This is a genomic window from Cupriavidus sp. WS (assembly GCF_000395345.1).
Classification (GTDB): domain Bacteria; phylum Pseudomonadota; class Gammaproteobacteria; order Burkholderiales; family Burkholderiaceae; genus Cupriavidus; species Cupriavidus basilensis_B.
In genome coordinates, this window is record NZ_AQPL01000255.1 from 14122 (window position 1) to 36873 (window position 22752).

General features: G+C 70.4%; 24 protein-coding genes. 10 read left to right on the top strand and 14 right to left on the bottom strand.

What is annotated here, in order from left to right; genetic code table 11:
• Nucleotide 1: 1 nt before the first annotated feature.
• The 9 genes from K206_RS0120615 to K206_RS0120655 all read right to left on the bottom strand — a co-directional run bounded on the left by K206_RS0120615 (nucleotide 2) and on the right by K206_RS0120655 (nucleotide 8851).
• Nucleotides 2-949: a carbohydrate kinase family protein gene (locus K206_RS0120615; RefSeq protein ID WP_020204286.1), complete on the bottom strand. Its 948-nt coding sequence runs from the start codon at nucleotides 947-949 to the stop codon at nucleotides 2-4.
• A gap of 120 nt (nucleotides 950-1069) precedes the next feature.
• On the bottom strand, nucleotides 1070-1570 hold the full coding sequence (gene tpx / locus K206_RS0120620; protein ID WP_020204287.1) for a thiol peroxidase: 501 nt from the start codon (nucleotides 1568-1570) through the stop codon (nucleotides 1070-1072).
• Between the two features lie 95 nt (nucleotides 1571-1665).
• Complete coding sequence (locus K206_RS0120625; protein WP_020204288.1) at nucleotides 1666-3522, bottom strand: DUF3426 domain-containing protein; 1857 nt, start codon at nucleotides 3520-3522, stop codon at nucleotides 1666-1668.
• Between the two features lie 10 nt (nucleotides 3523-3532).
• Nucleotides 3533-4447: a 50S ribosomal protein L11 methyltransferase gene (gene prmA, locus K206_RS0120630; protein ID WP_029043874.1), complete on the bottom strand. Its 915-nt coding sequence runs from the start codon at nucleotides 4445-4447 to the stop codon at nucleotides 3533-3535.
• A 203-nt stretch (nucleotides 4448-4650) separates the two neighbouring features.
• Entirely contained in the window at nucleotides 4651-6018 is a 1368-nt protein-coding gene (gene accC, locus K206_RS0120635) for an acetyl-CoA carboxylase biotin carboxylase subunit (RefSeq protein ID WP_020204290.1), read from the bottom strand.
• Between the two features lie 182 nt (nucleotides 6019-6200).
• Nucleotides 6201-6659, bottom strand: coding sequence for an acetyl-CoA carboxylase biotin carboxyl carrier protein (accB, locus tag K206_RS0120640; protein WP_020204291.1), 459 nt, complete (start codon nucleotides 6657-6659; stop codon nucleotides 6201-6203).
• A 163-nt stretch (nucleotides 6660-6822) separates the two neighbouring features.
• Complete coding sequence (gene aroQ, locus K206_RS0120645) at nucleotides 6823-7317, bottom strand: type II 3-dehydroquinate dehydratase (protein ID WP_020204292.1); 495 nt, start codon at nucleotides 7315-7317, stop codon at nucleotides 6823-6825.
• A 217-nt stretch (nucleotides 7318-7534) separates the two neighbouring features.
• On the bottom strand, nucleotides 7535-8080 hold the full coding sequence (locus tag K206_RS0120650; RefSeq protein WP_020204293.1) for a TlpA disulfide reductase family protein: 546 nt from the start codon (nucleotides 8078-8080) through the stop codon (nucleotides 7535-7537).
• An 87-nt stretch (nucleotides 8081-8167) separates the two neighbouring features.
• The gene (locus K206_RS0120655) at nucleotides 8168-8851 is read right to left on the bottom strand and encodes a hypothetical protein (RefSeq protein ID WP_029043876.1); all 684 of its coding nucleotides are present in this window, start codon (nucleotides 8849-8851) and stop codon (nucleotides 8168-8170) included.
• Nucleotides 8852-9028: 177 nt separating this feature from the next.
• On the opposite strand from K206_RS0120655, the gene mpl reads away from it, so the two are divergent.
• From mpl to mtgA, 8 genes are all read left to right on the top strand, one after another.
• Complete coding sequence (gene mpl / locus K206_RS0120660) at nucleotides 9029-10420, top strand: UDP-N-acetylmuramate:L-alanyl-gamma-D-glutamyl-meso-diaminopimelate ligase (protein ID WP_020204295.1); 1392 nt, start codon at nucleotides 9029-9031, stop codon at nucleotides 10418-10420.
• 12 nt (nucleotides 10421-10432) lie between these two features.
• Nucleotides 10433-11053 carry a YqiA/YcfP family alpha/beta fold hydrolase gene (locus K206_RS0120665; RefSeq protein WP_020204296.1) on the top strand — a complete coding sequence of 207 codons (621 nt, stop codon included), beginning with the start codon at nucleotides 10433-10435 and terminating at the stop codon, nucleotides 11051-11053.
• A gap of 7 nt (nucleotides 11054-11060) precedes the next feature.
• A complete protein-coding gene (locus K206_RS0120670) occupies nucleotides 11061-11654 on the top strand; it encodes a chorismate lyase (protein ID WP_020204297.1) in 594 nt (197 codons plus the stop codon).
• A gap of 98 nt (nucleotides 11655-11752) precedes the next feature.
• Nucleotides 11753-12493, top strand: coding sequence for a 3-oxoacyl-ACP reductase FabG (gene fabG, locus K206_RS0120675; RefSeq protein ID WP_020204298.1), 741 nt, complete (start codon nucleotides 11753-11755; stop codon nucleotides 12491-12493).
• A 182-nt stretch (nucleotides 12494-12675) separates the two neighbouring features.
• A complete protein-coding gene (locus tag K206_RS0120680) occupies nucleotides 12676-14820 on the top strand; it encodes an RNB domain-containing ribonuclease (RefSeq protein ID WP_020204299.1) in 2145 nt (714 codons plus the stop codon).
• 171 nt (nucleotides 14821-14991) lie between these two features.
• Nucleotides 14992-15861: an energy transducer TonB gene (locus K206_RS0120685; RefSeq protein ID WP_020204300.1), complete on the top strand. Its 870-nt coding sequence runs from the start codon at nucleotides 14992-14994 to the stop codon at nucleotides 15859-15861.
• Complete coding sequence (gene aroE / locus K206_RS0120690) at nucleotides 15858-16763, top strand: shikimate dehydrogenase (protein ID WP_020204301.1); 906 nt, start codon at nucleotides 15858-15860, stop codon at nucleotides 16761-16763. The genes K206_RS0120685 and aroE overlap by 4 nt, the downstream gene beginning before the upstream one ends.
• 27 nt (nucleotides 16764-16790) lie before the next feature.
• The gene (gene mtgA, locus K206_RS0120695) at nucleotides 16791-17555 is read left to right on the top strand and encodes a monofunctional biosynthetic peptidoglycan transglycosylase (RefSeq protein ID WP_020204302.1); all 765 of its coding nucleotides are present in this window, start codon (nucleotides 16791-16793) and stop codon (nucleotides 17553-17555) included.
• Between the two features lie 18 nt (nucleotides 17556-17573).
• On the opposite strand, the gene corA is transcribed toward mtgA, so the two are convergent.
• On the bottom strand, nucleotides 17574-18536 hold the full coding sequence (gene corA, locus K206_RS0120700; RefSeq protein WP_020204303.1) for a magnesium/cobalt transporter CorA: 963 nt from the start codon (nucleotides 18534-18536) through the stop codon (nucleotides 17574-17576).
• 56 nt (nucleotides 18537-18592) lie between these two features.
• On the opposite strand from corA, the gene K206_RS43015 reads away from it, so the two are divergent.
• Nucleotides 18593-18949, top strand: coding sequence for a hypothetical protein (locus tag K206_RS43015; RefSeq protein ID WP_155888161.1), 357 nt, complete (start codon nucleotides 18593-18595; stop codon nucleotides 18947-18949).
• Nucleotides 18950-19058: 109 nt separating this feature from the next.
• Here the strand turns inward: K206_RS43015 and K206_RS0120705 are convergent, their stop codons facing one another.
• Nucleotides 19059-19961 carry a DMT family transporter gene (locus tag K206_RS0120705; RefSeq protein ID WP_020204304.1) on the bottom strand — a complete coding sequence of 301 codons (903 nt, stop codon included), beginning with the start codon at nucleotides 19959-19961 and terminating at the stop codon, nucleotides 19059-19061.
• Between the two features lie 166 nt (nucleotides 19962-20127).
• Here K206_RS0120705 and pyrF point away from each other — a divergent pair, with 166 nt between their 5' ends.
• On the top strand, nucleotides 20128-20946 hold the full coding sequence (pyrF, locus tag K206_RS0120710) for an orotidine-5'-phosphate decarboxylase (protein WP_020204305.1): 819 nt from the start codon (nucleotides 20128-20130) through the stop codon (nucleotides 20944-20946).
• A gap of 56 nt (nucleotides 20947-21002) precedes the next feature.
• On the opposite strand, the gene K206_RS0120715 is transcribed toward pyrF, so the two are convergent.
• The 3 genes from K206_RS0120715 to K206_RS0120725 all read right to left on the bottom strand — a co-directional run.
• Entirely contained in the window at nucleotides 21003-21500 is a 498-nt protein-coding gene (locus tag K206_RS0120715) for a CinA family protein (protein WP_020204306.1), read from the bottom strand.
• 48 nt (nucleotides 21501-21548) lie between these two features.
• A complete protein-coding gene (locus K206_RS0120720) occupies nucleotides 21549-22115 on the bottom strand; it encodes a phosphatidylglycerophosphatase A (RefSeq protein ID WP_020204307.1) in 567 nt (188 codons plus the stop codon).
• Nucleotides 22116-22221: 106 nt separating this feature from the next.
• Nucleotides 22222-22752: thiamine-monophosphate kinase (locus K206_RS0120725; protein WP_020204308.1), on the bottom strand; the 531-nt coding region annotated here is incomplete at its 5' end.

Consider the following 22752-nt stretch of genomic DNA (forward strand, 5'->3'; position numbering starts at 1 on the left):
GTTACTCGTAGCGATAGCCGAACGCCGACTGGAAGCGTTGGCCGATTTCGTCGCGCGACGGCTTGTGGTTCTGCGGACCCTGGTGCGCGATCTTGATGGAGCCCATCAGGCTGGCGAGGCGCCCGGTGGTTTCCCAGTCGAGGCCCTGCTCGATGCCGTACAGCAGTCCGCCGCGGAAGGCATCGCCGCAGCCGGTCGGATCGACCACGCGCTCCGCCTGCACGGCCGGAATATTGTACTGCCGCTGGTCGGCGTGGACGCTCGCGCCTTTCTCGCCGTGGGTCACGATGAAGGCGCGCACCTGGGCGGCGACCTGCTCGCTGGTCCAGCCGGTACGCGAGAGCAGCACCTGGGCTTCGTAGTCATTGACCGTGACGTAGCTGGCGAGTTCAACGAACTGGCGCAGGTCCTCGCCGTTGAACAGCGGCATGGCCTGGCCCAGGTCGAAGATGAACGGCACGCCGGCGTCGGCGAACTGGCGCGCATGGTGCAGCATGCCCTCGCGGCTGTCCGGCGCGACGATGCCCAGCGCCGGCGGGTTGGCGCCCTTGAGCGCGTCCTGCACGTGCGAGAGCTGCGACTGGTTCATCGCGCCCGGGTGGAAGGCGGTGATCTGGTTGTTGTCCAGGTCGGTGGTGATCATCGCCTGCGCGGTGAAGGTGTCGGGCAGGGTGCGGATGTGCTCGGTGCCGATGCCGAGTTCGCGCAGGTATTGCAGGTAGGGCTCGGCGTCCACGCCCACGGTGGCCATGACCACCGGGTCGCCGCCCAGCAGCTTGAGCGTGTAGGCGATGTTGCCGGCGCAGCCGCCGTACTCGCGGCGCATGCCCGGCACCAGGAAGGACACGTTCAGCATGTGGATCTGGTCGGGCAGGATGTGTTCGCGGAAGCGCCCCTCGAACGTCATGATGGTGTCGTAGGCGACGGAGCCACAGATCAGGCTGGACATGCTCTCTCCAAATGCAGGTAATCGGGTGATCGGGTGATGGCCGGCGGCGCGCGCTGGCCGGCGGCCGCCGAAAAAAAGGCCACCCATGATACCGGGTGGCCGGACCGCGGGGCGCGGCGCTTACTTCAGCGCGGCCAGGGCGGCGTCGTAGTTCGGCTCGTTCTTGATCTCGGGCACCAGCTCGCTGTACTTGACGGTGTCGTTCTCGTCGAGCACCACCACCGCGCGCGCGGTCGCGCCGGCCAGCGGGCCGGTCTTGATGTCCACGCCGTAGCTGTCCTTGAAGCCGGCGCCGCGCATCAGCGACAGCGGCACCACGTTGGCCAGGCCTTCGGTGGTGCAGAAGCGGCTCATCGCGAACGGCAGGTCGGCCGAGATGGTCAGCACCACGGTGTTGGCCAGGCCGCTGGCGGCCTCGTTGAACTTGCGCGCCGAGGTCTGGCAGACCGGGGTGTCCAGGCTCGGGACGATGTTGAGCACCTTGCGCTTGCCGGCGAAGTCGGCCAGCGCGACGTCCTTCAGATCCTTGCCGACCAGCGAGAAGGCGGGGGCCTTGTCGCCGGCTTGCGGAAACTTGCCGCCGACTTCGATGGGGTTGCCGCCGAGGGTGACGCTGCTCATATGTGCTCCTGTGTGAATGGTGGGCCCGCACGCGCGGTGCGGGTCCCGGGGGCGCGACGGGAACGCCCGGGGCGGGCGTCGGACCCGTCTGGAATTCAGGGGTAGAAGATCAGCACGCGGTAGTTGGCCGCCGCCTGCTGTGTGCGGAATCGTACCCGAACCGGCAGCTCCGTGCCGGCGCGCAGGCCCAGCGTGGCGAACGCCTTCTGCGCGGGCTCGAGATAGTCGGCCGGCTGCAGCACCTTGCGCAGCAGGAGCTGGTCCTGCAGGTCGGTCATGACCAGCTCGATGGCGGGCAGCGCCACCGTGGCGCGGCTCTGGTTGCGCATGGTGACGGCCAGCAGGTAGGCGTCGGATTCCTCGTCCTGCTTCTGCAACTGCGAGCTTTCGATGCGCAGCGCGTCGATGTCGCGCCACGGCGCCACCTCGCAGCGCAGCGGCGCGCACAGCGCCTCGAAGGCCGGGCGCAGCACCGGGAACTGGCCGGCGAGCTGGCTGCGCGCGAGGAAGGCGAGCTGCGCCAGCGCCGCCACCGCCAGCACGCCGATGGCCGCTTTCTGCAGGCGCCGCCTGCGCCGCGCGGGGCCGGGATCGCGCTCGCGCGCGTGGCGCAGGAAGTCCGGCGCGAACACCGGCGCGTCGGGCGCGTTCTGGCTGGTCCACTGGCGCACCGCCTGCTCGCGCGCGATGGCGGCGGGAATCTCGGGGAAATCGTCCTGCGCTTCGGCGCGCAGGTAGCCGCCCGCGCTCGGGATGGCGGCGGTTTCGGCGGGCGCCGCCGCGGCCTCAGGCGCGGGCGCCATGCCGGACGTGGCGCTCGCGGTGACGCTGGACGTGACGCCGGACGCGGTGTCGGACGTGATGTCGGCGGCGATGCCGGCCGCGTGCGTGGCGTCGTCGCTGCCGGTTTCCGGCGGCAGCGGCGGCAGCGATGCGCTGGCTTGCGCAGCCGCTGCTGTGTCCGCCGGCGCCGCGCGGGCAATGTCGGCGGCCTCGGGCGCGGCGGCGGGCGCGAACGGCGGCAGGTCGTCGGACAGCGTCCTCGGGTCCAGCGTGGGCCACGGCGTGGCGGCGGGCGCCGCAGCGGCTTCGGCGGTGTCCGTGGTCTCGGCCGCTTCCGTCGCTGCCGTCGCTTCCGCCGCATTCACCGTTTCCACCGTTTCCACCGCTTCCACCGCTTCCACCGCTTCCGTCTCCCGGGGCGGTTCGGCCGCGGACCCGGCTGCCGTGGTCCCGGCCTGCGCCGGCGCATCGCCATCTTCGCGCGTGGCGGCTTCGTCCGGCTCCGGCTCGATCACGCCGGGCACGAAGACCGCGGACGGTTCGTCGTCTTCCGCGGCGGCGCTGCCTGCATGCTGTTCCTGCTGCCGGGCGGCCTCGGCCGCCTGCACGGCCTGGTCGGCCTCGGCCTGCGTCTGGTACAGCATGACGGTGGGCGCGTCGAGCGCCGGCACGTCGTAGCCGGGGTCGAAGGGCGGGATAAAGGGCGAGGTAAAGGGCGAGGTAAAGGGCGGAACAGCGGCCGGCGCGTCGTGCCCGGCCTCGGCGGGCGCATCCGGCGCGGGATGTGGATCGGCATGCGGCCCGGCATGCGCGCGCTTGCGCGGGGCGCGTGTCGCGCGCGCATGCGCGGCTTCGTGGGTGTCTTCATGGGCGCCTTCGTGGCCGCCGTCATGGGCGTCCTCGAAGGTCTTCTCGTGCGGGGCGCGCGTGGCGCGATGGCGTGGCTCGCCGTGCGCGGGTGGCGCCGCCGGCGTGTCCGGTGCGGGCGCGGGGGTGGTCTCGGGGGCCGCCTCGGGCGCGGGCAGCTCGATCAGGTGCTCGCGCGCGTCGAACACGGTGTCGCACTGGCCGCAGCGCACCAGCCCCTGGCGCAGGCGCAACTGGTCGGCTACCAGCCGGAAGGCGGTGCGGCAGGCCGGGCAACGTGTGACGAGCTTGGCTGCGGCCATCGGCGGGGGCTCAGTGCGGGACGCCGGCGCCTTCGCCGCGGGTGCCGTGCAGGCACACCCAGCCTTCCTCGCTGCGCCATACCGACATGGCGAGCCAGGGCGCATAGGCGGCGGCGACGTCGTCGGCCTGCCGCTCGAGCACGCCGGACAGCACCAGCCGGCCGCCCGGGCGCACGCGCGCGCTCAGCATGGCGGCCATCACCTTGAGCGGGTTGGACAGGATATTGGCCACGACCAGGTCGTAGCTGGCCTCGGACACGCTTTCCGGCAGCGCGAAGGTGGCTTCGACGCGGTTGCGCTCCGCGTTGTGGCGCGAGGCTTCCACCGCGTTGGGGTCGATGTCGATGCCGAGCGTGGCGCCGGCGCCGAGCTTCTTCGCCACGATGGCGAGGATGCCCGAGCCGCAGCCGTAGTCGAGCACCGACTCGCCCGGCCCGAGGTTCTGCTCGAGCCACTGCATGCACAGCCGCGTGGTCGGGTGGCTGCCGGTGCCGAAGGCCAGGCCCGGGTCGAGCTCCAGCACCACGGCGTCGGGCTCGGGCGCCTCGTGCCACGACGGCACCACCCAGATGCGCTCGCCGATGCGGATCGGCGCGAACTGGGATTGCGTCAGGCGCACCCAGTCCTGGTCCTCGACCGGGCGCAGCGCGTAGGCCGGCACCTCGGCGGCGCCGAGCGCGTTGGCCGCGGCGGCCACCGCCAGCGCGGGGTCGGTGGCGTCGTCGAACAGCGCCACCACGCGCGAGCGGTTCCACGCCAGGCGGGTGGGTTCCAGCCCGGGCTCGCCGAACAGCGGCTGCTCGTCGGGCGTGTCGGCATCGGCGTCTTCCACCGAGACCGACAGCGCGCCGAGGTCGAACAGCGCGTCGGACCAGGCTTCGGCCTGGTCCTGTGCGATTTCAATCACACATTCCTGAAATGCCACTGGCGATCCTTGTCGATCCGTTGTTGTCAGTCCACTGCGTCATTCCCAAAGCCCCCCGTTCGACTGCGCCTCAAGGCCGCATGCGTCGTTGCAAATGCTCGCAATAGCGAGCTATTGCGGCGCTTTGCGCCTGGCCTGCGGCCTCGATGCACAGCCGACCCGGGGCGTTTTCCCTGACGCAGTGGACTAGGCCGCGCCGGGCTTCAGATCTTGCCGCCCTTGGCCACGGTCTTCTGGGCCAGGCGATGCTCGAGATAGTGGATGCTGGTGCCGCCTTCGACGAAGTTGGCATCGAGCATCAGCTCGCGGTGCAGCGGTACGTTGGTCTGGATGCCGTCCACCACCATTTCCGACAGCGCGATCCGCATGCGGGCGATGGCCTGCTCGCGGGTGGCGCCGTAGGTGATGATCTTGCCGATCATCGAATCATAGTTGGGCGGCACGAAGTAGCCATCATACGCGTGCGAGTCCACCCGCACGCCGGGGCCGCCCGGCATGTGCCAGGCGGTGATGCGGCCCGGCGACGGAATGAACTTGAACGGATCCTCGGCGTTGATGCGGCACTCGATGGCGTGGCCGCGCAGCTGGATGTCCTTCTGGCGCCAGCGCAGCTTCTCGCCGAAGGCGATGCGGATCTGCTCCTGCACGATGTCGATGCCGGTGATCATCTCGGTGACGGGGTGCTCGACCTGCACGCGCGTGTTCATCTCGATGAAGTAGAACTCGCCGTTCTCGTACAGGAACTCGAAGGTGCCGGCGCCGCGGTAGCCCATCTTCTTGCAGGCCTCGGCGCAGCGGTCGCCGATGCGTTCGATCAGGCGGCGCGGGATGTGCGGCGCGGGCGCTTCCTCGATGACCTTCTGGTGGCGGCGCTGCATGGAGCAGTCGCGCTCGCCCAGCCAGACCGCCTGGCGGTGCTGGTCGGCCAGGATCTGGATCTCGACGTGGCGGGGGTTCTCCAGGAATTTCTCCATGTAGACCTCCGGGTTGCCGAAGGCGCGGCCGGCTTCCTCGCGCGTCATGTTGACCGCGTTGACCAGCGCCGCCTCGGTGTGCACCACGCGCATGCCGCGCCCGCCGCCGCCGCCGGCGGCCTTGATGATGACCGGATAGCCGACGTTGCGGGCCGTCGCCAGGATTTCCTTGGGATCTTCCGGCAGCGCGCCTTCCGAGCCCGGCACGCACGGCACGCCGGCCTTGATCATGGCCTGCTTGGCCGAGACCTTGTCGCCCATCAGGCGGATGCTCTCGGGGCTCGGGCCGATGAAGACGAAGCCCGATTTTTCCACGCGCTCGGCGAAGTCGGCGTTTTCCGACAGGAAGCCGTAGCCCGGGTGGATGGCCTGCGCGTCGGTCACTTCGGCGGCCGAGATGATGGCCGGCATGTTCAGGTACGACAGCGGCGACGGCGCCGGGCCGATACAGACGGCTTCGTCGGCCAGCTTGACGTATTTGGCTTCCTTGTCGGCCTCCGAATACACCACGACGGTCTTGATGCCGAGTTCGCGGCAGGCGCGCTGGATGCGAAGGGCGATTTCACCGCGGTTCGCGATCAGAATTTTTTCAAACATAGTCACTCTCTGCGAGGAGAAGGGCAGTCCCACCGCGGTGGCTCGTGGCGCCCCCGGCGGCGCGGCCGGAGTGCGGGCGGAGGAACTGGCAGCCGGACGGGGAGCGTCCGGTCCGCCGGCGCCGGCGCGGCCGTCCGGATCTTCCGGCGCGGGCTGCGGGCGGCGCGGCATGCCGATCAGTATCAGCCGATGATGAAGAGCGGCTGGCCGTATTCGACCGCCTGGCCGTTCTCGACCAGGATTTCCTTGATCACGCCGGCCTTGTCGGATTCGATTTCGTTGAGCAGCTTCATCGCTTCGATGATGCAGACCGTCTGGCCTTCCTTGACGGTGTCGCCCACGTTGACGAAGGCGGCCGCGCCCGGCGACGGCGCGCGGTAGAAGGTGCCGACCATCGGCGAGGTCACGACATGGCCGGACGGCAGCTGCGGCGCAGCGGGCTCGGCGCTGGCGACCGCGGCGGCCGGAGCGGCGGCCGCGGGCGGCAGCGCCTGCATCGGCTGCATGGCCATCGGCGCGGCCACGACCTGGGGCGGCGCCTTGACGATACGCACCTTGCCTTCGCCTTCGGTGACTTCCAGCTCGGAGATGCCGGACTCGGCCACCAGGTCGATCAGCGTCTTCAGCTTGCGCAGGTCCATCTTCTATCCTCCTGAATCGGGTTGTCCGGCGCGCTGCGCTGGGGCGGCTGCGTCCGGGTAAATTGCATGCGTCCGGCGTATTGCCTCCGTCCACCGCGAGCAGCGGGCAGGGCAGGCGCCGGGGGCGCGGTCATCGTCTATGAAATCGAAATCAGCGGGCGGGTCAGGCCGCGGGGGGCGCCGGTTCAGGCGCCTGCCCGAGGACATAGTCCAGCGCCAGCAGGTAGCCTTGCCAGCCAAGTCCGCAGATCACTCCGACCGCGATATCGGAGAAGAAGGAGTGATGACGGAAGTTCTCGCGGCGATGCACGTTCGACAAATGGACTTCGACGAACGGAATCGCCACCCCGGCCAGCGCGTCGCGCAAGGCTACGCTGGTGTGCGTGTAGGCGGCCGGGTTGATGATGATGAAGTCGACCCCCTCGTCGCGCGCCGCATGGATGCGGTCCACCAGCGCACCCTCGTGGTTGGACTGGAACGTCGCCAGGGCGAGGCCGGTTTCGCGCGCACGCTGCGCCAGGGCCAGGTCGATGTCGACGAGCTTCGTATGCCCGTAGGTTTGCGGCTCGCGCGTGCCCAGCAGGTTCAGGTTGGGCCCGTGCAGGACCAGCACCTTGCGGTAGCGGGCGGAGCGGCTTTCTGGCGGCGTATCGATCACGGCGACTCGACCATTTCAACGAAATTGCGCGGAGATTACCGTAGCTTAGAGTGATTTGTCTAGCAGCGCAGACATAGGGCAGCCTCGATTTCCGGTCTTCCGGCGGCATTTCCGGGCCGGTGCCGGCCTGTTTTGCGGTTTCGAGGCTAATTCGCAAAAATTACGGGACAATCGAACAAGGTTAGTTGAAATTCGCCGCAAATCAAGCGTCTCGCCGTCATCCGCGCGGCAGTGCAGCACGCAGGTCATTGGGGGAAACCCTACCCATCTTGCGGTAGGTGACGGTGCCGTCCGGCGCGATCACCACCGTATAAGGCAGGCCGCCGGCCGCGTTGCCGAAGTTGCGCGACAGCTCGGTGCCGGCGAAGCCGGCCACCGCCAGCGGATACGCGACCGGCACTTTCTTGATGAACTGCTGGATGTTGCTGGCGGAATCGATGCCGATGCCGACAAATTCCACCTTGCGGCCCGAATACTCCTGGTACAGCGCGGTCAGGTCGGGCATTTCCTCCACGCACGGGCCGCACCACGGCGCCCAGAAGTTCACCACCACCGTCTTGCCGCGGAAATCGGCCAGCCGCAGCTTGCCGCCCTGCGGGTCGGGCAGCTCGGTGCTCAGGAAGGTCTCCACGGCGGCGTCGGATGCCGGCCGGGGCGAGAACACGTAGTGGCCGGCAAGGGCGCCCGCCACGGCGGCGGCGATGGCGACGAGCCAGATCCAGAGGCGGCTGCGGCGGGCGGGGCGGGTGGTGGCAGTGGTCATGGCGGTGGCAGGAGTCGGAAACCAGGCGCAAGGCGCGGCGGTGGCGGGAAGCTCTTCTATATATGACTATGACGGCGCCAGCGCGGGTCAGGCGGCGGCCGGCGTGGCCGCCACCAGCGCCTGCACGGCGGCGAGGTCGGCCCGCGCCACGCGGCCGCCGGCATCGGCGCGCACCGCGCCGCGTTCGTCGTCCGCATCATACAGCGCGATGTGGATGCCCACCGGCTGGCCCAGTTCGGCCCGCACCTCGCCGGCCAGCAGGCGCGCCTCGCGCTGGGCCGGCCACTGGCCTTTCCACAGGAAGCTCAGCGTCTCCACGTCGCCGCGGCCGGCGAAATGCCGCGACTCGCTGGTGTCGAAATCGACGCCCGCGTTGAGCAGGTGCAGCGTCAGGTCCTTGGGGCTGTCGCAGAAGCATTGCAGATAGATGTCCGAATGCTCGGTGGCGGTGCCGTTGAGCACCGCGCCCGCCAGGTAGGGCCGGAAGCCGGCCAGGTCACGCATGGCCAGCAGCGCCAGCCGGCGCAGCAGGGCCAGGATGCGGGGCTGGCTGTCGGCGTGGAACAGCGCCTGGTAGGCGCGCACTTCGGCTTCCACGGTCTCGTTGTCGGGCAGCCACTCGCCGGCCACGCGCACGTCGCCCAGCAACTGGCGCGCGGCTTTGCGCTTGGCGGTGGCGTAGTCGGCACCGTCTTCCGCGATCATGCGGGCGGCGGCCTGGGCGATCTCCTCGCGCAGGCGGATGGGGTCGAGGGGGGTGCGACGGGACATGGAGGGATGATACCGGAGGGGGAGGAGGCTGGACTCTTAGAGTCTACGCGGCGGGGCGGGTTCGCGCGTGCCGGCGAGATACCGGCAATTGCCGCCATACCCCTCGGGTACAATCCCTTTCCATCCCGTAGCAACAGGGGCCCGGCCCGCCAGGCCCGCCCCGCGACCCGAACTCCCATGCATATTCACATCCTCGGCATCTGCGGCACGTTCATGGGCGGCCTGGCCGTGCTGGCCAAGCAGGCCGGCCACCGCGTGACCGGCTGCGACGCCAACGTCTATCCCCCCATGAGCACCCAGCTCGAGGCGCAGGGCATCGAGCTGATCGAGGGCTTCGACCCGGCGCAACTGGCGCTGGAGCCGGACCTGTTCGTGGTCGGCAACGTGGTGTCGCGCGGCAATCCGCTGATGGAGGCCATCCTCAACCGCAACCTGCCCTACACCTCGGGCCCGCAGTGGCTGGGCGAGCATGTGCTGCGCGGCAAGTGGACGCTGGCGGTGGCCGGCACGCACGGCAAGACCACCACCACCTCCATGCTGGCCTGGATCCTGGAAGATGCCGGCTACCAGCCGGGCTTCCTGGTGGGCGGCGTGCCGCAGAACTTCGGCGTGTCGGCGCGGGTGACGGCATCGGACTTCTTCGTCATCGAAGCCGACGAATACGACACCGCTTTCTTCGACAAGCGCAGCAAGTTCGTCCACTACCGCCCGCGCACGGCCATCCTGAACAACCTCGAATACGATCACGCCGACATCTTCCCCGATCTTGCCGCGATCGAAACCCAGTTCCACCACCTGGTGCGCACCGTGCCCGAGCAGGGCCGGCTGATCGTCAACGGCATGGAGGAAAGCCTGGCGCGCGTGCTGGAGCGCGGCTGCTGGAGCGAGACCGAGCAGTTCGGCCTGGGCGAGTGGCGCGCCGGCGAACCGGCGGAGCTGGCCGGCGCGGACACGGAGCGGGACCGCTTCGACGTGTGGTTCGGCGACGCCGTGCAAGGCCGCGTCGACTGGACCCTGCAGGGCACCCACAACCGCATGAACGCGCTGGCCGCGATCGCCGCGGCGCGCCACGTGGGCGTGCCGCCGGCGCAGGCCATCGACTCGCTGGCGCGCTTCGCCAACGTGAAGCGCCGCATGGAGGTGCGCGGCGAGGCCGGCGGCATCACCGTCTACGACGATTTCGCCCATCACCCCACCGCCATCCAGACCACGCTCGCGGGGCTGCGCCGGCGTGTCGGCGCGGCGCGCATCCTGGCCGTGCTGGAGCCGCGCTCCAACACCATGAAGCTGGGCGTGATGAAGGCGCAGCTGCCGGCCAGCCTGGAAGCGGCCGACCTCGTGTTCGGCTACGGCGCGGCCAGCGGCAAGGACGCGCTCGGCTGGGACCTGGGCGAGGCGCTGGCGCCGCTGGGCGAGCGCGCCGCCGCCTTCAGCGACCTCGCCGCGCTGGTGCGGGCGGTGCGCGCCGCGGCGCGCCCGGGCGACCACGTGCTGGTGATGAGCAACGGCGGCTTCGGCGGCGTGCACCAGAAGCTGCTGGATGCCTTCGCCGCCGGCGCGGCGGCCTGAGCGGGGCGCGGCATGCTGCTGTACCTGCATGGTTTCCGTTCCTCGCCGCAGTCGTTCAAGGCGCGCATGGTGCAGGAGCGCATGCGCGCCTGGGGCGCCGCGCGCTACTACGCCTGCCCGGTGCTGAACGTGTCGCCGGCGGCGGCCATCGCCCAGGCGGAGGCCGCCATCGCCGCCTCGCAGGCCGGCGGCGCGCAGCCGCTGGCCATCATCGGCTCGTCGCTGGGCGGCTTCTACGCGCGCTGGCTGGCCGAGCGCCACGGCTGCCGCGCGGTGCTGCTCAACCCGGCCGTGCATCCATGGACCGACCTCGAGCGCTACCTGGGCGACCAGCCGCTGTGGCACGGCGGCGGCTCGGTGCGCGTGGAGCGCCATCATCTGGACGAACTGCTGGCCCTGCGCGTCGAGACGATCACGCGGCCCGAGCGCTATTTCCTGCTGGCCGCGACCGGTGACGAGGTGCTCGACCACCGCGAGATGCTGGCGGCGTTTCCCGGCGCGCGCACGCGCGTGATCGAGGGCAGCGACCACGGCATCAGCGAATTCGCCGACTATGTCGACGAAGTGCTGGCTTTCTGCGGCTATGGCCCCGGCGGCCCGGTGCCGCAGGACGGGCCGGGGATGCCGGCATGAGCGCGGCATGAAGGCGGCGCACCTGCGCCGCGGCGCCTGGCACGCCCATTTGCCCGAGGACCGCGCCATCGGCGCCAACCTGCGGCGCTGGGTGTGCGGCGAGGGCTCGCTGACCGCCCGGCTGGTGGCCGCCTCGGCGCGCTTTCGCGTGCGCCGCCTGGCGCAGCGCATGGAAGTGGCGCTGGCCGACGAATGGCAGGCGCTGGGGCTGCCGGCGCGCCGCCGCGCGCTGGCGCGCGAGGTGCTGCTGGTGTGCGACGGCACGCCGGCCATCTTCGCCCACACCGTGGTGGTGGCCGCGCACGCCCGGCGCGACTGGCCCTTCCTGCGCGGCCTGGGCGAGCGCCCGCTCGGCGGCGCGCTGTTCGTCGATCCGCGCGTGCGGCGCGAGCCGTTCGCGTTTGCCCGCCTGCCGGCGCACCACCCGCTGCGCCGGCGCCTGGCGCTGGCCGTGCCGGCCATGCGCGAACTGGCCCCCAACGTGACGCTGCCGGCACGCCGCTCGCTGTTCCGCCGCGGCGGCGGCGCCATGCTCGTGACCGAGGTCTTCCTGCCCGACCTGCGCGCGCGCCGCGCGCCGGAGCTCGCCGGCGGCCAGTGAAGCCACGGTCACGACATCGACACGAACACAGGTAAACCTACCAACACCAACCGCGCCCCCACCACCACCAACGCCACCAGGAACTAGGGACCGACATCATGAAATTGCAGGGACGGGTTGCCATCATTACCGGCGCGGCTGCCGGCATCGGCTTTGCCACCGCGCAGCGCTTCGCCGCCGAAGGCGCGATCGTGGTGCTGTGCGACGTGCAGGAAGAGCGCGTGCACGCCGCCGCGGCGCAGATCGCGCAGACCGGCGCCACCGCGCTGGCCTTCAAGGTCGACGTGACGCACCGCGACGAAGTCGACGCCGCCGTGGCCGCCACGCTGGCCGCGCACGGCCGCATCGACATCCTGATCAACAACGCCGGCATCACCAAGGACGCGCGCCTGGTCAAGATGAGCGAGGCCCAGTTCGACGCCGTGATCGACGTCAACCTCAAGGGCGTGTTCAACTGCGCGCAGGCGGTGGCCGAGATCATGGTCGAGCAGGGCCGCGGCGTGATTCTCAATGCATCCAGCGTGGTCGGCCTGTACGGCAACTTCGGCCAGACCAACTACGCCGCCACCAAGTTCGGCGTGATCGGCTTCACCAAGACCTGGGCGCGCGAGCTGGGCCCCAAGGGCGTGCGCGTCAACGCGGTGTGCCCGGGCTTCGTCGCCACCGACATCCTGCGCACGGTGCCGGAGAAGGTGCTCGACGGCATGAAGTCCGCGTGCTGGCTGCGCCGCCTGGCCGAGCCGGCCGAGATCGCCAGCATCTACGCCTTCCTCGCCAGCGACGACGCCAGCTACGTCAACGGCGTGGCGATCGAGGCCAGCGGCGGCATGTCGCTGTAGCACGGCGGGCCGCGCCCGGCTGGCGGCCGGCGCGGTGCGGTATCATCTCGGGTCCGGTCGCCGCCTCGCCTGAAGGCGGCTCCTTGCTTCATTTCTCTCACCGGGCCGTTCCGAGCGGCGTTGCCCGACGCCAGGCGCCGGCTTCGCCGGGCGGCTCCCGGCATTTCTGAAAGTACTGATCCATGCAGTTGCTGTTCGAAGAAGGCGGCGAGATTCGCGCCGGCACCGTGCTGACCCAGCAGGGCGAGGCCTACCAGGTGGAATTGCCCGCGGGCAAGCGCACCAAGGTCAAGTCGCGCGACGTGCTGCTGCAGTTTGCGCAGCCCTCGGCGATCGAGCTGGTGCGCCAGACCGCCGAGCTGGTCGGCGAGATCGACCTGGACTTCCTGTGGGAATGCGCGGCCGAGGAAGAGTTCGGCTTTGCCGACCTGGCCGCCGAATACTACGGCGCGGGCGCGGGCGTGGTGCAGCAGGCCGCGCTGGCGCAGGCGCTGCACGGCAACCCGGTCTATTTCCGCCGCAAGGGGCGGGGCCGCTACCAGCGCGCGCCGGAAGACCAGTTGAAGGCCGCGCTGGCCGCGCTCGAGCGCAAGAAGCAGCAGGCCCAGGTGCAGGCCGAGTACGAAGCCCAGCTCAAGGCGCTGGTGCTGCCCGATGCGTTCCGCGGCAAGGCGCTGCAACTGCTGTTCAAGCCCGACAAGAACAGCCTCGAATACAAGGCGATGGACGCCGCCTGCACCGCGCTGGGCATGTCGCCGATGCGGCTGATGGTGGCGGTGGGCGGCATCGCCAGCCCGCGCGCGCTGCACGAGGCCAAGTTCCTCTCCGAATGCTTCCCCAAGGGCACCGGCTTTCCCGAGGTGGCCGTGCCCGAGCCGGCCGGCGAGCTGCCGCGCGCGGCGGTGCAGGCGTTCTCGATCGACGACGTCACCACCACCGAGATCGACGACGCGCTGTCGGTCACGCCGCTGGACGGCGGCAAGATCCGCGTCGGCGTGCACATCGCCGCGCCGGGCCTGGGCATCCGCCGCGGCGAGCCGCTCGACGCGGTGGCGCGCCAGCGCCTGTCCACGGTCTATTTCCCCGGCGACAAGATCACCATGCTGCCCGACGCCGTGGTGGAGCGCTACACGCTGCAGGAAGGGCGCGAATGCCCGGCGCTGTCGCTCTACGTCGACTACGACCCGGCCCTGCAGATGATCCTTGGCAGCGAGACCCGCGCCGAGATGGTCATGATCGCCGCCAACCTGCGCCACAACCTGCTCGATGACGTAGTGACCGAGGCCGCGCTGGCCGCCGGCACCGGCGACTATCCGTTCCGCCCCGAGCTGACCCAGCTCTGGCATTTCGCCGGCTGGCTGCACGACGAGCGCCAGAAGGCGCGCCTGGCCAGCGGCCTGCGCCCGGAATCGCACAACCGCGCGGACTACAACTTCTACCTCGACGCGCTGCCGGACGGCGGCGAGCGCGTGCGCATCGAGCAGCGCCGGCGCGGCTCGCCGCTGGACAAGATCGTGGCCGAGCTGATGATCCTGGCCAACAGCACCTGGGGCAAGCTGCTGGCCGACCACGGCGTGCCGGGCATCTACCGCACGCAGAAGGCCTGGGGCATGCACCGCACCCGCATGCAGACCTACCCGGCGCCGCACGAGGGGCTGGGCGTGGCGCAATATGCGTGGAGCACCTCGCCGCTGCGCCGCTACGTCGACCTGGTCAACCAGTGGCAGATCCTGGCGGTGGCCCAGCACGGCGTCACCGCCAAGCTGGTGGCGCCGTTCAAGCCCAAGGACGCCGACCTGCTGGCCGCCGTGGCCGACTTCGAAGGCACCTACGCGGCCTACGCCGACCACCAGTCCACGATGGAGCGCTACTGGTGCCTGCGCTGGCTGGCCCAGGAAAAGCGCGAGCGCATGATGGCCTCGGTGCTCAAGGAAGGCGCGGTGCGCTTTGCCGAGATCCCGCTGGTCACGCGCGTGCCCGAGCTGGCCCAGGCCGCGCGCGGCACCCAGGTGCTGCTGGAGATCGGCGCCACCGACGAGATCTCGCTCGAGGTGTCGTGCCGCGTGCTGGAAGTGTTCGCTGGCGAGGGCGAGCTGCCCTCGGAAGAACTGGAAGGCGACGACGAGGCCGCCGAGGTGTCGGCCGAGGCCGCCGCCGAAGCCGCCGCCGAGGAGGCCGCGCAGGCGGCTGCCGAGGGCGGCGCGGACGGCGCTGCCGTGGAGGCACCGGCGCAGGACGGCGACGCCGCCGATGCCGCCGGCGCGCCGGGCGACGCCGGCGACGCTTCGTCGGGCGCACGCGACACCGGCGCCGGCGGCGGCGCCTGACGCCCTCGGAAAAAACGGGGCGCTCCCTTACAATCGCAGTCTGAACCGGGCCGGGTCCGACAGGCACGTGCCCGGTCCCGCCGCCGCCCCGATCCCTCTACGCCAGCAACCACGCCAGCCATCGTGAAAGCCGCCTTTTCTCCCCGCCAGTGGTGGAATGCCAGCAGCACGATGAGCAAGGCGCTGGCCGTGTCGGTGCTGGCCCACGCGCTGCTGCTCACGGTGCGCGTGGTCGCGCCCGAGGCCTTCGAGATCAAGCGCACCGATGCCGCGCTCGACGTGGTGCTGGTCAACTCCAAGTCCGCGCAGCGCCCGCAGAACCCGACCGTGCTGGCGCAGGCCAATCTCGACGGCGGCGGCGAGCAGGACCAGCAGCGCGCCACCACGCCGCTGCCGGCCCAGACCGCCACCAAGGACGGCGACCTGGTGCGCCAGATGCAGCGCCGCGTGGAGCAGCTCGAGCAGGAGCAGCAGCGGCTCATGACGCAGGCGCGCGAAGCCGCGCCGGCGGTCAGCAGCCAGCCGCTCAAGCCCGGCCAGCTGCGCACCGAGATGCCGCTGCGCGGCCAGGACGAGCGCACCTCGCTCGACGAGATGGCCAAGCTCGAAGCCGAGATCGGGCGCAGCCTGGAGCAGTACGCCAAGCGGCCCAAGCGCTTCCAGCTCACCGCCACCAGCGCGCAGGAAGTCGAGTACGCGCAGTACTACGACCGCCTGCGCCAGAAGATCGAGGCGCGCGGCACCGCCGATTTTCCCCAGCGCAACGGCAAGCCGCTGTACGGCCAGCTGATCCTGGTGATCAACGTCAACCGCCAGGGCCGGCTCGGCTATAACCGCGACGGCTACAACGTCGACGCCATCGACGTGGTCAAGAGCTCGGGCGACCCGGCGCTGGACCGCCAGGCGGTGGCGATCGTGCGCGCGGCCGCGCCGTTCGGCGGCTTCACGCCGCAGATGCAGGCGCGCCAGGATATTCTCGAAGTGATCTCCACCTTCAGGTTTTCGCGCAGCGGCCTGGAAACCCGCCTACAGGCCAGATGATGTCAACAGAAACCACGCAGACCCCCGCCACCGCCGACCGCTACGTGGTGGTCGGCAACCCGATCGCGCACAGCCGCTCGCCCGCCATCCACGCCGCCTTCGCGCGGCAGACCGGCGAGGCCGTTTCCTATGAGCGCCTGCTGGCGCCGCTGGACGGGTTTGCCGACACCGTGCGCGCGTTCTTCGCCGGCGGCGGCCACGGCCTGAACGTGACCGTGCCGTTCAAGCTCGAGGCCTACGACCTGGCCGACCGCCTCACGCCGCGCGCCGAGAGCGCCGGCGCGGTCAACACCATGTGGATCGAGGACGGCCTGATCCACGGCGACAACACCGACGGCATCGGCCTCGTGCGCGACATCGAGATCAACCTCGACACGCTGCTCGAAGGCCGCCGCATCCTGCTGCTCGGCGCCGGCGGCGCGGCCAGGGGCGCGATGCTGCCGCTGGTGATGTGCCGCCCCGACCGGATCGTGGTGGCCAACCGCACCGCCGAGCGCGCCAGCTTCATCCTCGAGGACGTGGCACAGCAGGCCGACGAATACGGCGTGGAACTGTGGGGCGGCGGCTTCGACGCGCTCGCCGCGCTGACCGGCGACGACGCCTGCGACGTGGTCATCAACGCCACCAGCAGCAGCCTGCAGGGCGAACTGCCGCCGCTGCCGGCCGAACTGCTGGGCAAGGACGTGCTGGCCTACGACATGATGTACGGCGCCGAGCCGACCGTGTTCCTGAAGTTCGCCGCGCAAAGCGGCGCGCGCACCAGCGACGGACTGGGCATGCTGGTCGAGCAGGCCGCCGAGGCCTTCTACAACTGGCGCGGCGTGCGGCCCGCCACCGCGCCGGTGCTGGCGCAACTGCGCGCCGAGCTGCAGGCGGAGCCGGCGGGCAAGCCAGCCCGCTGAGCGACCGGCCGGCCGCGCGCATCCGTCATGGCAGAACGCAGGCGCACCGCCCGCTCCGCCGCCGCCACGTCCGCGCGCGGCCCCGGCGCGCTGCGCTGGCTGGCCTACCTGATCGGCGTCGCGGTGGCCGGCGTGCTGGCCATGCAGGTGTATTTCTTCCTGCAGATCGCCGCGTGGCAATACGTGAACCCGTCTTCCACCGCGTTCATGCGCGCCGAGCGCTGGCGGTTGTGCGGCTTCAACGTCTGGAGTTGCCAGGTGGACCGGCGCTGGGTCGGCTACGACGACATCTCGCGCAACCTCAAGCGCGCGGTGATCGCCAGCGAGGACGCCGACTTCGTCAACCATCCCGGCTACGAGCTCGACGCCATGCTCGATGCCTGGGAGCGCAACAAGAAGCGCGGCCACATCGTGCGCGGCGGCTCCACCATCACCCAGCAGCTGGCCAAGAACCTGTTCCTCTCGCCCGAGCAGCACTACCTGCGCAAGGGGCAGGAGCTGGCCATCACGTGGATGCTGGAGTTCTGGCTCGACAAGCAGCGCATCTTCGAGATCTACCTGAACTCGGTGGAGTGGGGCGAGGGCGTGTTCGGTGCCGAGGCCGCCGCCCAGCACTACTTCAAGACCAGCGCGGCGAAGCTCAACGTGGGCCAGGCGGCGCGCCTGGCCGCGGCGCTGCCGGCGCCGAAGTGCTTCGACAAGAAGCCGTACTGCGCCAGCGTGCGCGTCAACTTCAAGGTCAAGGCCGGCATCATCGCGCGCCGCATGGGCGCGGCCACGCTGCCGGACTGAGCGGCGCCCCGGGTCCGCTCAGCTCAGCCAGCCCTTGCGGCGGAAGTAGATCAGCGGCACCGCCGCCGACACCGCCATCAGCGCGATCGCCCACGGATAGCCCGCGGCCCAGTCCAGCTCCGGCATCAGCTTGAAGTTCATGCCGTAGATGCTGGCGATCAGCGTGGGCGGCATCAGCGCCACCGACACCACCGAGAACAGCTTGATGATCTTGTTCTGGTTGATGTTGATGAAGCCGACCGTGGCGTCCATCAGGAAGTTGATCTTGTCGAACAGGAACGCGGTGTGGTTCTCGATCGAGTCGATGTCGCGCAGGATCTGGCGCGCCTCGTCCTGCTGCTCGGCCGACAGCAGCTGGCTGCGCATCAGGAACGAGACCGCGCGGCGCGTGTCCATGACGTTGCGGCGGATGCGGCCGTTCAGGTCTTCCTCGCGGGCGATGGTTTCCAGCACGTCGGCGGCGGCGGCGTCGGTCACGTTCTCGGCCAGCACGCGCTTGCTGGCCTCTTCCAGCCGCTCGTAGACTTCCTCGATGGAGTCCGCCGAGTATTCCGCGTCGGTGGCGTACAGGTCCATCAGCACGTCCTTGGCGTTGCGCACCGAGCCGGGCCGCACGCGCGCGCGCAGGCGCACCAGGCGGAACACCGGCAGGTCTTCGTCGTGGATGGAGAACAGCACGTCGCGCGCGAGCACGAAGGCCACGCGCACGTTGCGCGAGATGTCTTCCTCGTCGAGCAGGAAGTCGGTGCGGATGTGGATGTTCTCGTCCTCGCCCTCGAAGTAGCGGGCCGAGGCTTCCAGGTCGCCCAGGTCCTCGAGCTCGGGCAGGGCTACGCCGTAGGCTTCCTTGATCCAGGCGAGTTCTTCGTCGTCGGGGCTGATGACGTCGATCCAGATCGGCTTGTGCTGCAGCAGTTCATTGCGGTCATCGACCTGCTCCTGTGCGAGCCGGCCTTTCTGCAGGACGAACAGGTTGATCATCCCAGGGCTTCCTTGTTGCGTTTGGCGAAGAAACGCGCAGGCGCGGCTTGCCGGGCATGGAAGCGAACCCGTCCCTGGCCGCGTGGCGCAAGGGCGGGAAGCCGCTGGCAAGCGTGATCGCGCTGCGCGCCGGCGAGAAAGCGCGCGCAAGGCGATGGCGTTTGCCGTTCATGGCTGGCAAGCCGGGGGAGGGAAGATCCGGAACGAAGCGGCGCGCACTGGCGGTGCGCCGGCAAGGGACACGGAAAAACGCTCACCCGCAGTATGGTTCTGCGGGCAAGTCCGACGAGGCGGTGGAAGCGGCCTGGGCCGGTTCCGGCGGTCGTCGTTACGCAGCCCGCAGTGACATGGCATTCGGTGTGGTCGCGGCTTTGCCGCGGCAACTCGAACACCCGATGCTACTGCCCACGTAGTTTCTCCGGGATTATGATGGCCGCGAGTGTAGCCCAACGCAGGGGGCTTGTTAAGTGAAATATGGGTGAATGGCGCCGCCGCCGCACCCTGCGCGCAACGGTGCCGCGCTCAGCGCGCGCGGGCCGCCAGCAGGCGCCGCCGCAGCAGCGGCACGAGCAGCACCGAGGCCAGCGCCGCGAACATCAGCACGATGGCCGCGTAGTCCTGCCAGTGCGGCTGCTCGCCCAGCATCCACATGCCCGAGAACACGCCCACCACCGGGATGAACATCACCGACAGGCTCGACACCACCGGCGGCAGGCTGCGCGCCAGCACGAACCACACCAGGTGGCAGTAGGCGAACACCACCACCGCGTTGTAGGCGATGGCGCCCCATTCCACCGCGTCGGGCAGGCGCCAGCCGCTCTCGAAGGCCAGCGTGCCGGCCAGCAGGAAGGGCAGCGTCACCACCAGCATCCAGAAGGTCAGCGCGCCGACCGGCATCTCGATGCGGCTGCGCTTCATCATCTGCGTGCCCAGGCCCCAGCCCGCCGCGGCGCCCAGCATCAGCAGCGTGCCGGCCGGGCTGCCGGTGAGCGCGGCGAGCTCGCCCGAGAGCAGCAGCACCGTGCCCGCCAGCGCGCAGCCGATGCCGGCCCAGGCCGCGGCGCCGATGCGCTCGCGGTACAGCACCAGGCCCCACACCACGGCCCAGATCGGCATGGTGTAGCCGAGGATGGCGGCGCGGCCCGAGGACAGCATCTTGACTGCGCAGATCGCCAGCAGGTGCCACACCACCATGTTGAACAGGGCGAGCTTGACGATCGTCGGCCACTGGCCGGGCGGCACCCGCAGCGGCTCGCCGCGCACGCGCAGGGCCAGGCCCAGCGCCAGCACGCCGCCGGCCATGCACAGCAGGCGGAATCCCATTGCCGGGAAGTGCGCCACGCCGAGTTTCATGATGGGCCAGTTGACGCCCCAGGCGATGGTGAGGACGACGAGCAGGACGAGGCTGCGGCGGTCAAGGGACATGGCGGGCGGGCGGCTGTGTGCGATGCCGCTCTTTGTATCGGGGAGGAACGGCAGAAGATAGCATGCAGCGGGTAAAATCGCTGGCAACCACCGTCGCCGCGCGTAGCGCGGGCCCGGCCCCGCCCGGGCCGCTCCGCCGCGGCCGACCCAGACCAGCGAGCATTCCATGAACTTCACCGAACAACTGGCCGAGGCCTGGCAGCGCAACGACTCGCTGCTGTGCGTCGGGCTCGACCCCGATCCCGCCAAGCTGCCGCTGTCCATGACGGGCGCCGGCGGCGCCATCTTCTCGTTCTGCCGCGAAATCGTCGACGCCACCGCCGACCTGGTGTGCGCCTTCAAGCCGCAGATCGCGTATTTCGCCGCGCAGCGCGCCGAGGACCAGCTCGAGCAACTGGTGGCCTATATTCACGACGCCCATCCCGGCATCCCCGTGATCCTGGACGCCAAGCGCGGCGACATCGGCTCGACCGCGCAGCAGTACGCCATCGAGGCCTTCGAGCGCTACCAGGCCGATGCCGTCACCGTGAACCCGTACATGGGCCTGGACTCGCTCGAGCCCTACCTGGCCTATCCCGACCGCGGCGTGATCGTGCTGTGCCGCACCTCCAACCCGGGCGGCTCGGACGTGCAGTTCCTGAACGTGGACGGCAAGCCGGTCTACCAGGTGGTGGCCGAGGCCGCCGCCACGCGCTGGAACACCAGCGGGCAGATGGCGCTGGTGGTGGGCGCGACCTTCCCGGCCGAGATCGCCAGGGTGCGCGAGATCGTCGGCGAGATGCCGCTGCTGATCCCGGGCATCGGCGCCCAGGGCGGCGACATCGAGGCCACCGTGCGCGCCGGGCGCACGGCCGGCGGCACCGGCATGATGATCAACTCGTCGCGCGCCATCCTCTACGCCAGCCGCGAGAAGGACTTCGCCGCGGCCGCGCGCAACGTCGCGCTGCAGACGCGCGAGGCCATCAACCGCTTCCGCGCGGGCTGACGGCGGCGCGCCGGCCCGGTTCGGCGCAGCGGGATCCGCGGATTCCGCGAGAGGCTTCAGGACTCGTTGCGGACCAGCTCGAGCAGGCCGCGGATGGCGTGCTCGGCCGCCTGGCGGCGGATCTGCTGGCGGTCGCCGCGAAAACGCTGGGTTTCCACGCGCGTGGTGATGCGGTTGCTCCAGCCGAAGCAGACCATGCCGACCGGCTTGTCGGGCGTGCCGCCGGTGGGGCCGGCCACGCCGGTGATCGACAGCGCGACCTGGGCGCGGCTGTTGAGCAGCGCGCCCTCGGCCATCGCGTGGGCCACTTCCTCGCTGACCGCGCCGTGGTCGCGGATCAGCTTGGCCGGCACGCCCAGCATGGTGGTCTTGGCTTCGTTCGAGTAGGTGACGAAGCCGCGCTCGAACCAGCCCGACGACCCCGACACATCAGTGATCGCCGCGGCCACCAGGCCGCCGGTGCAGGATTCCGCCGTGGCGAGCAGCAGCGATTTCTCGTTCAGGGAGATGCCGGCCTGGATGGCGAGTTGATCGAGCAAGCGGCTGACGGACATGATGGCGGATTCGGTGAGGAGGGTGGCAGGGAGAGCGGCAGGGCCGGCCTACAGCGAGCGCCAGAGCGCGAACACCAGCAGCGTGTAGAAGGCGGCCATCACGTCGTCGAACATCACGCCGAAGCCGCCGCGCAGGCCGGGACCCTTGAGCGTGCGGTCGAGGTGCCCGATCGGCGCCGGCTTGACGATGTCGAACAGGCGGAACCACAGGAAGGCGGCGAGCTGGCCCCAGAAGCCGGTCGGCATGACGAACAGCAGCACCAGCCAGAACGCCACGATCTCATCCCACACCATGCTGCCGTGGTCGTGCACGCCCATGTCGCGCGCGGTGCGCGCGCACGCCCACAGCCCGAGCAGGAAGCCGCCGGCGATGATCCACAGCCAGGCCTCCGGCCGCACCCACATCGAGATCACCAGGTAGGACAGCCAGGCGTAGAGCGTGCCGACCGTGCCGGGGCCGGCCGGCGACAGGCCCGAGCCGAAGCCCAGCGCGATCAGGTGGGCCGGATGCGACAGCATGAAGCGCGCGGTGGGGCGCAGCACCTTGGCGGCCTGGCCGGCTTCCAGGGTCAGGGCGGGATCGTGCGCGGCGGGCCCGGGCGGGTAGGCGGACATCAAGGATTGGCTCGTCTGGTTTGGATGGGATTGTCCCGGGCGGCTGCGCCCGGGCGGGATCTGGCGCCCCGCACGGCAGCATCATGACACGGCCGGGCGCCGCTTGTCAGGGGGAGGCGAAGTGGTCGAAGCTGCTGCCGCCGTAGGTGCACGGGTTGCCCTCGCGGTCGACCAGGCGCAGGCCCGGCTCGGGGGTGATGTTGCCGACGCGCGTGAGCGGCAGTCCCAGGCGCGCGCCGATGGCGGCGATTTCCTCGCGGGCGCCGGCCGGCGCGGTGAAGCACAGCTCGTAGTCGTCGCCGCCGGCCAGCGTGCATTCGCGCTGGCGCGCCTCGGGCTGCTCGGCCAGCACGGCCGAGCGCGGCAGCGCGTCGACATCGAGCAGGGCGCCGGCCTGGGAGCGCTCGAGGATGTGGCCGAGGTCGCCGAGCAGGCCGTCGGAGATATCGAGTGCCGCATGCGCCACGCCGCGCAGCGCCATGCCCAGCGCGACGCGCGGCACCGGCGTGTCCATGCGCGGGCGCACCTGCGTGAAGTCCGGCTCGGGCAGCAGCCATTCGCCGCGGCAGTCGCCCAGCGCCAGGCGCGCGTCGCCGAGCGTGCCGGAAATCCAGATGTCGTCGCCGGGGCGTGCGGC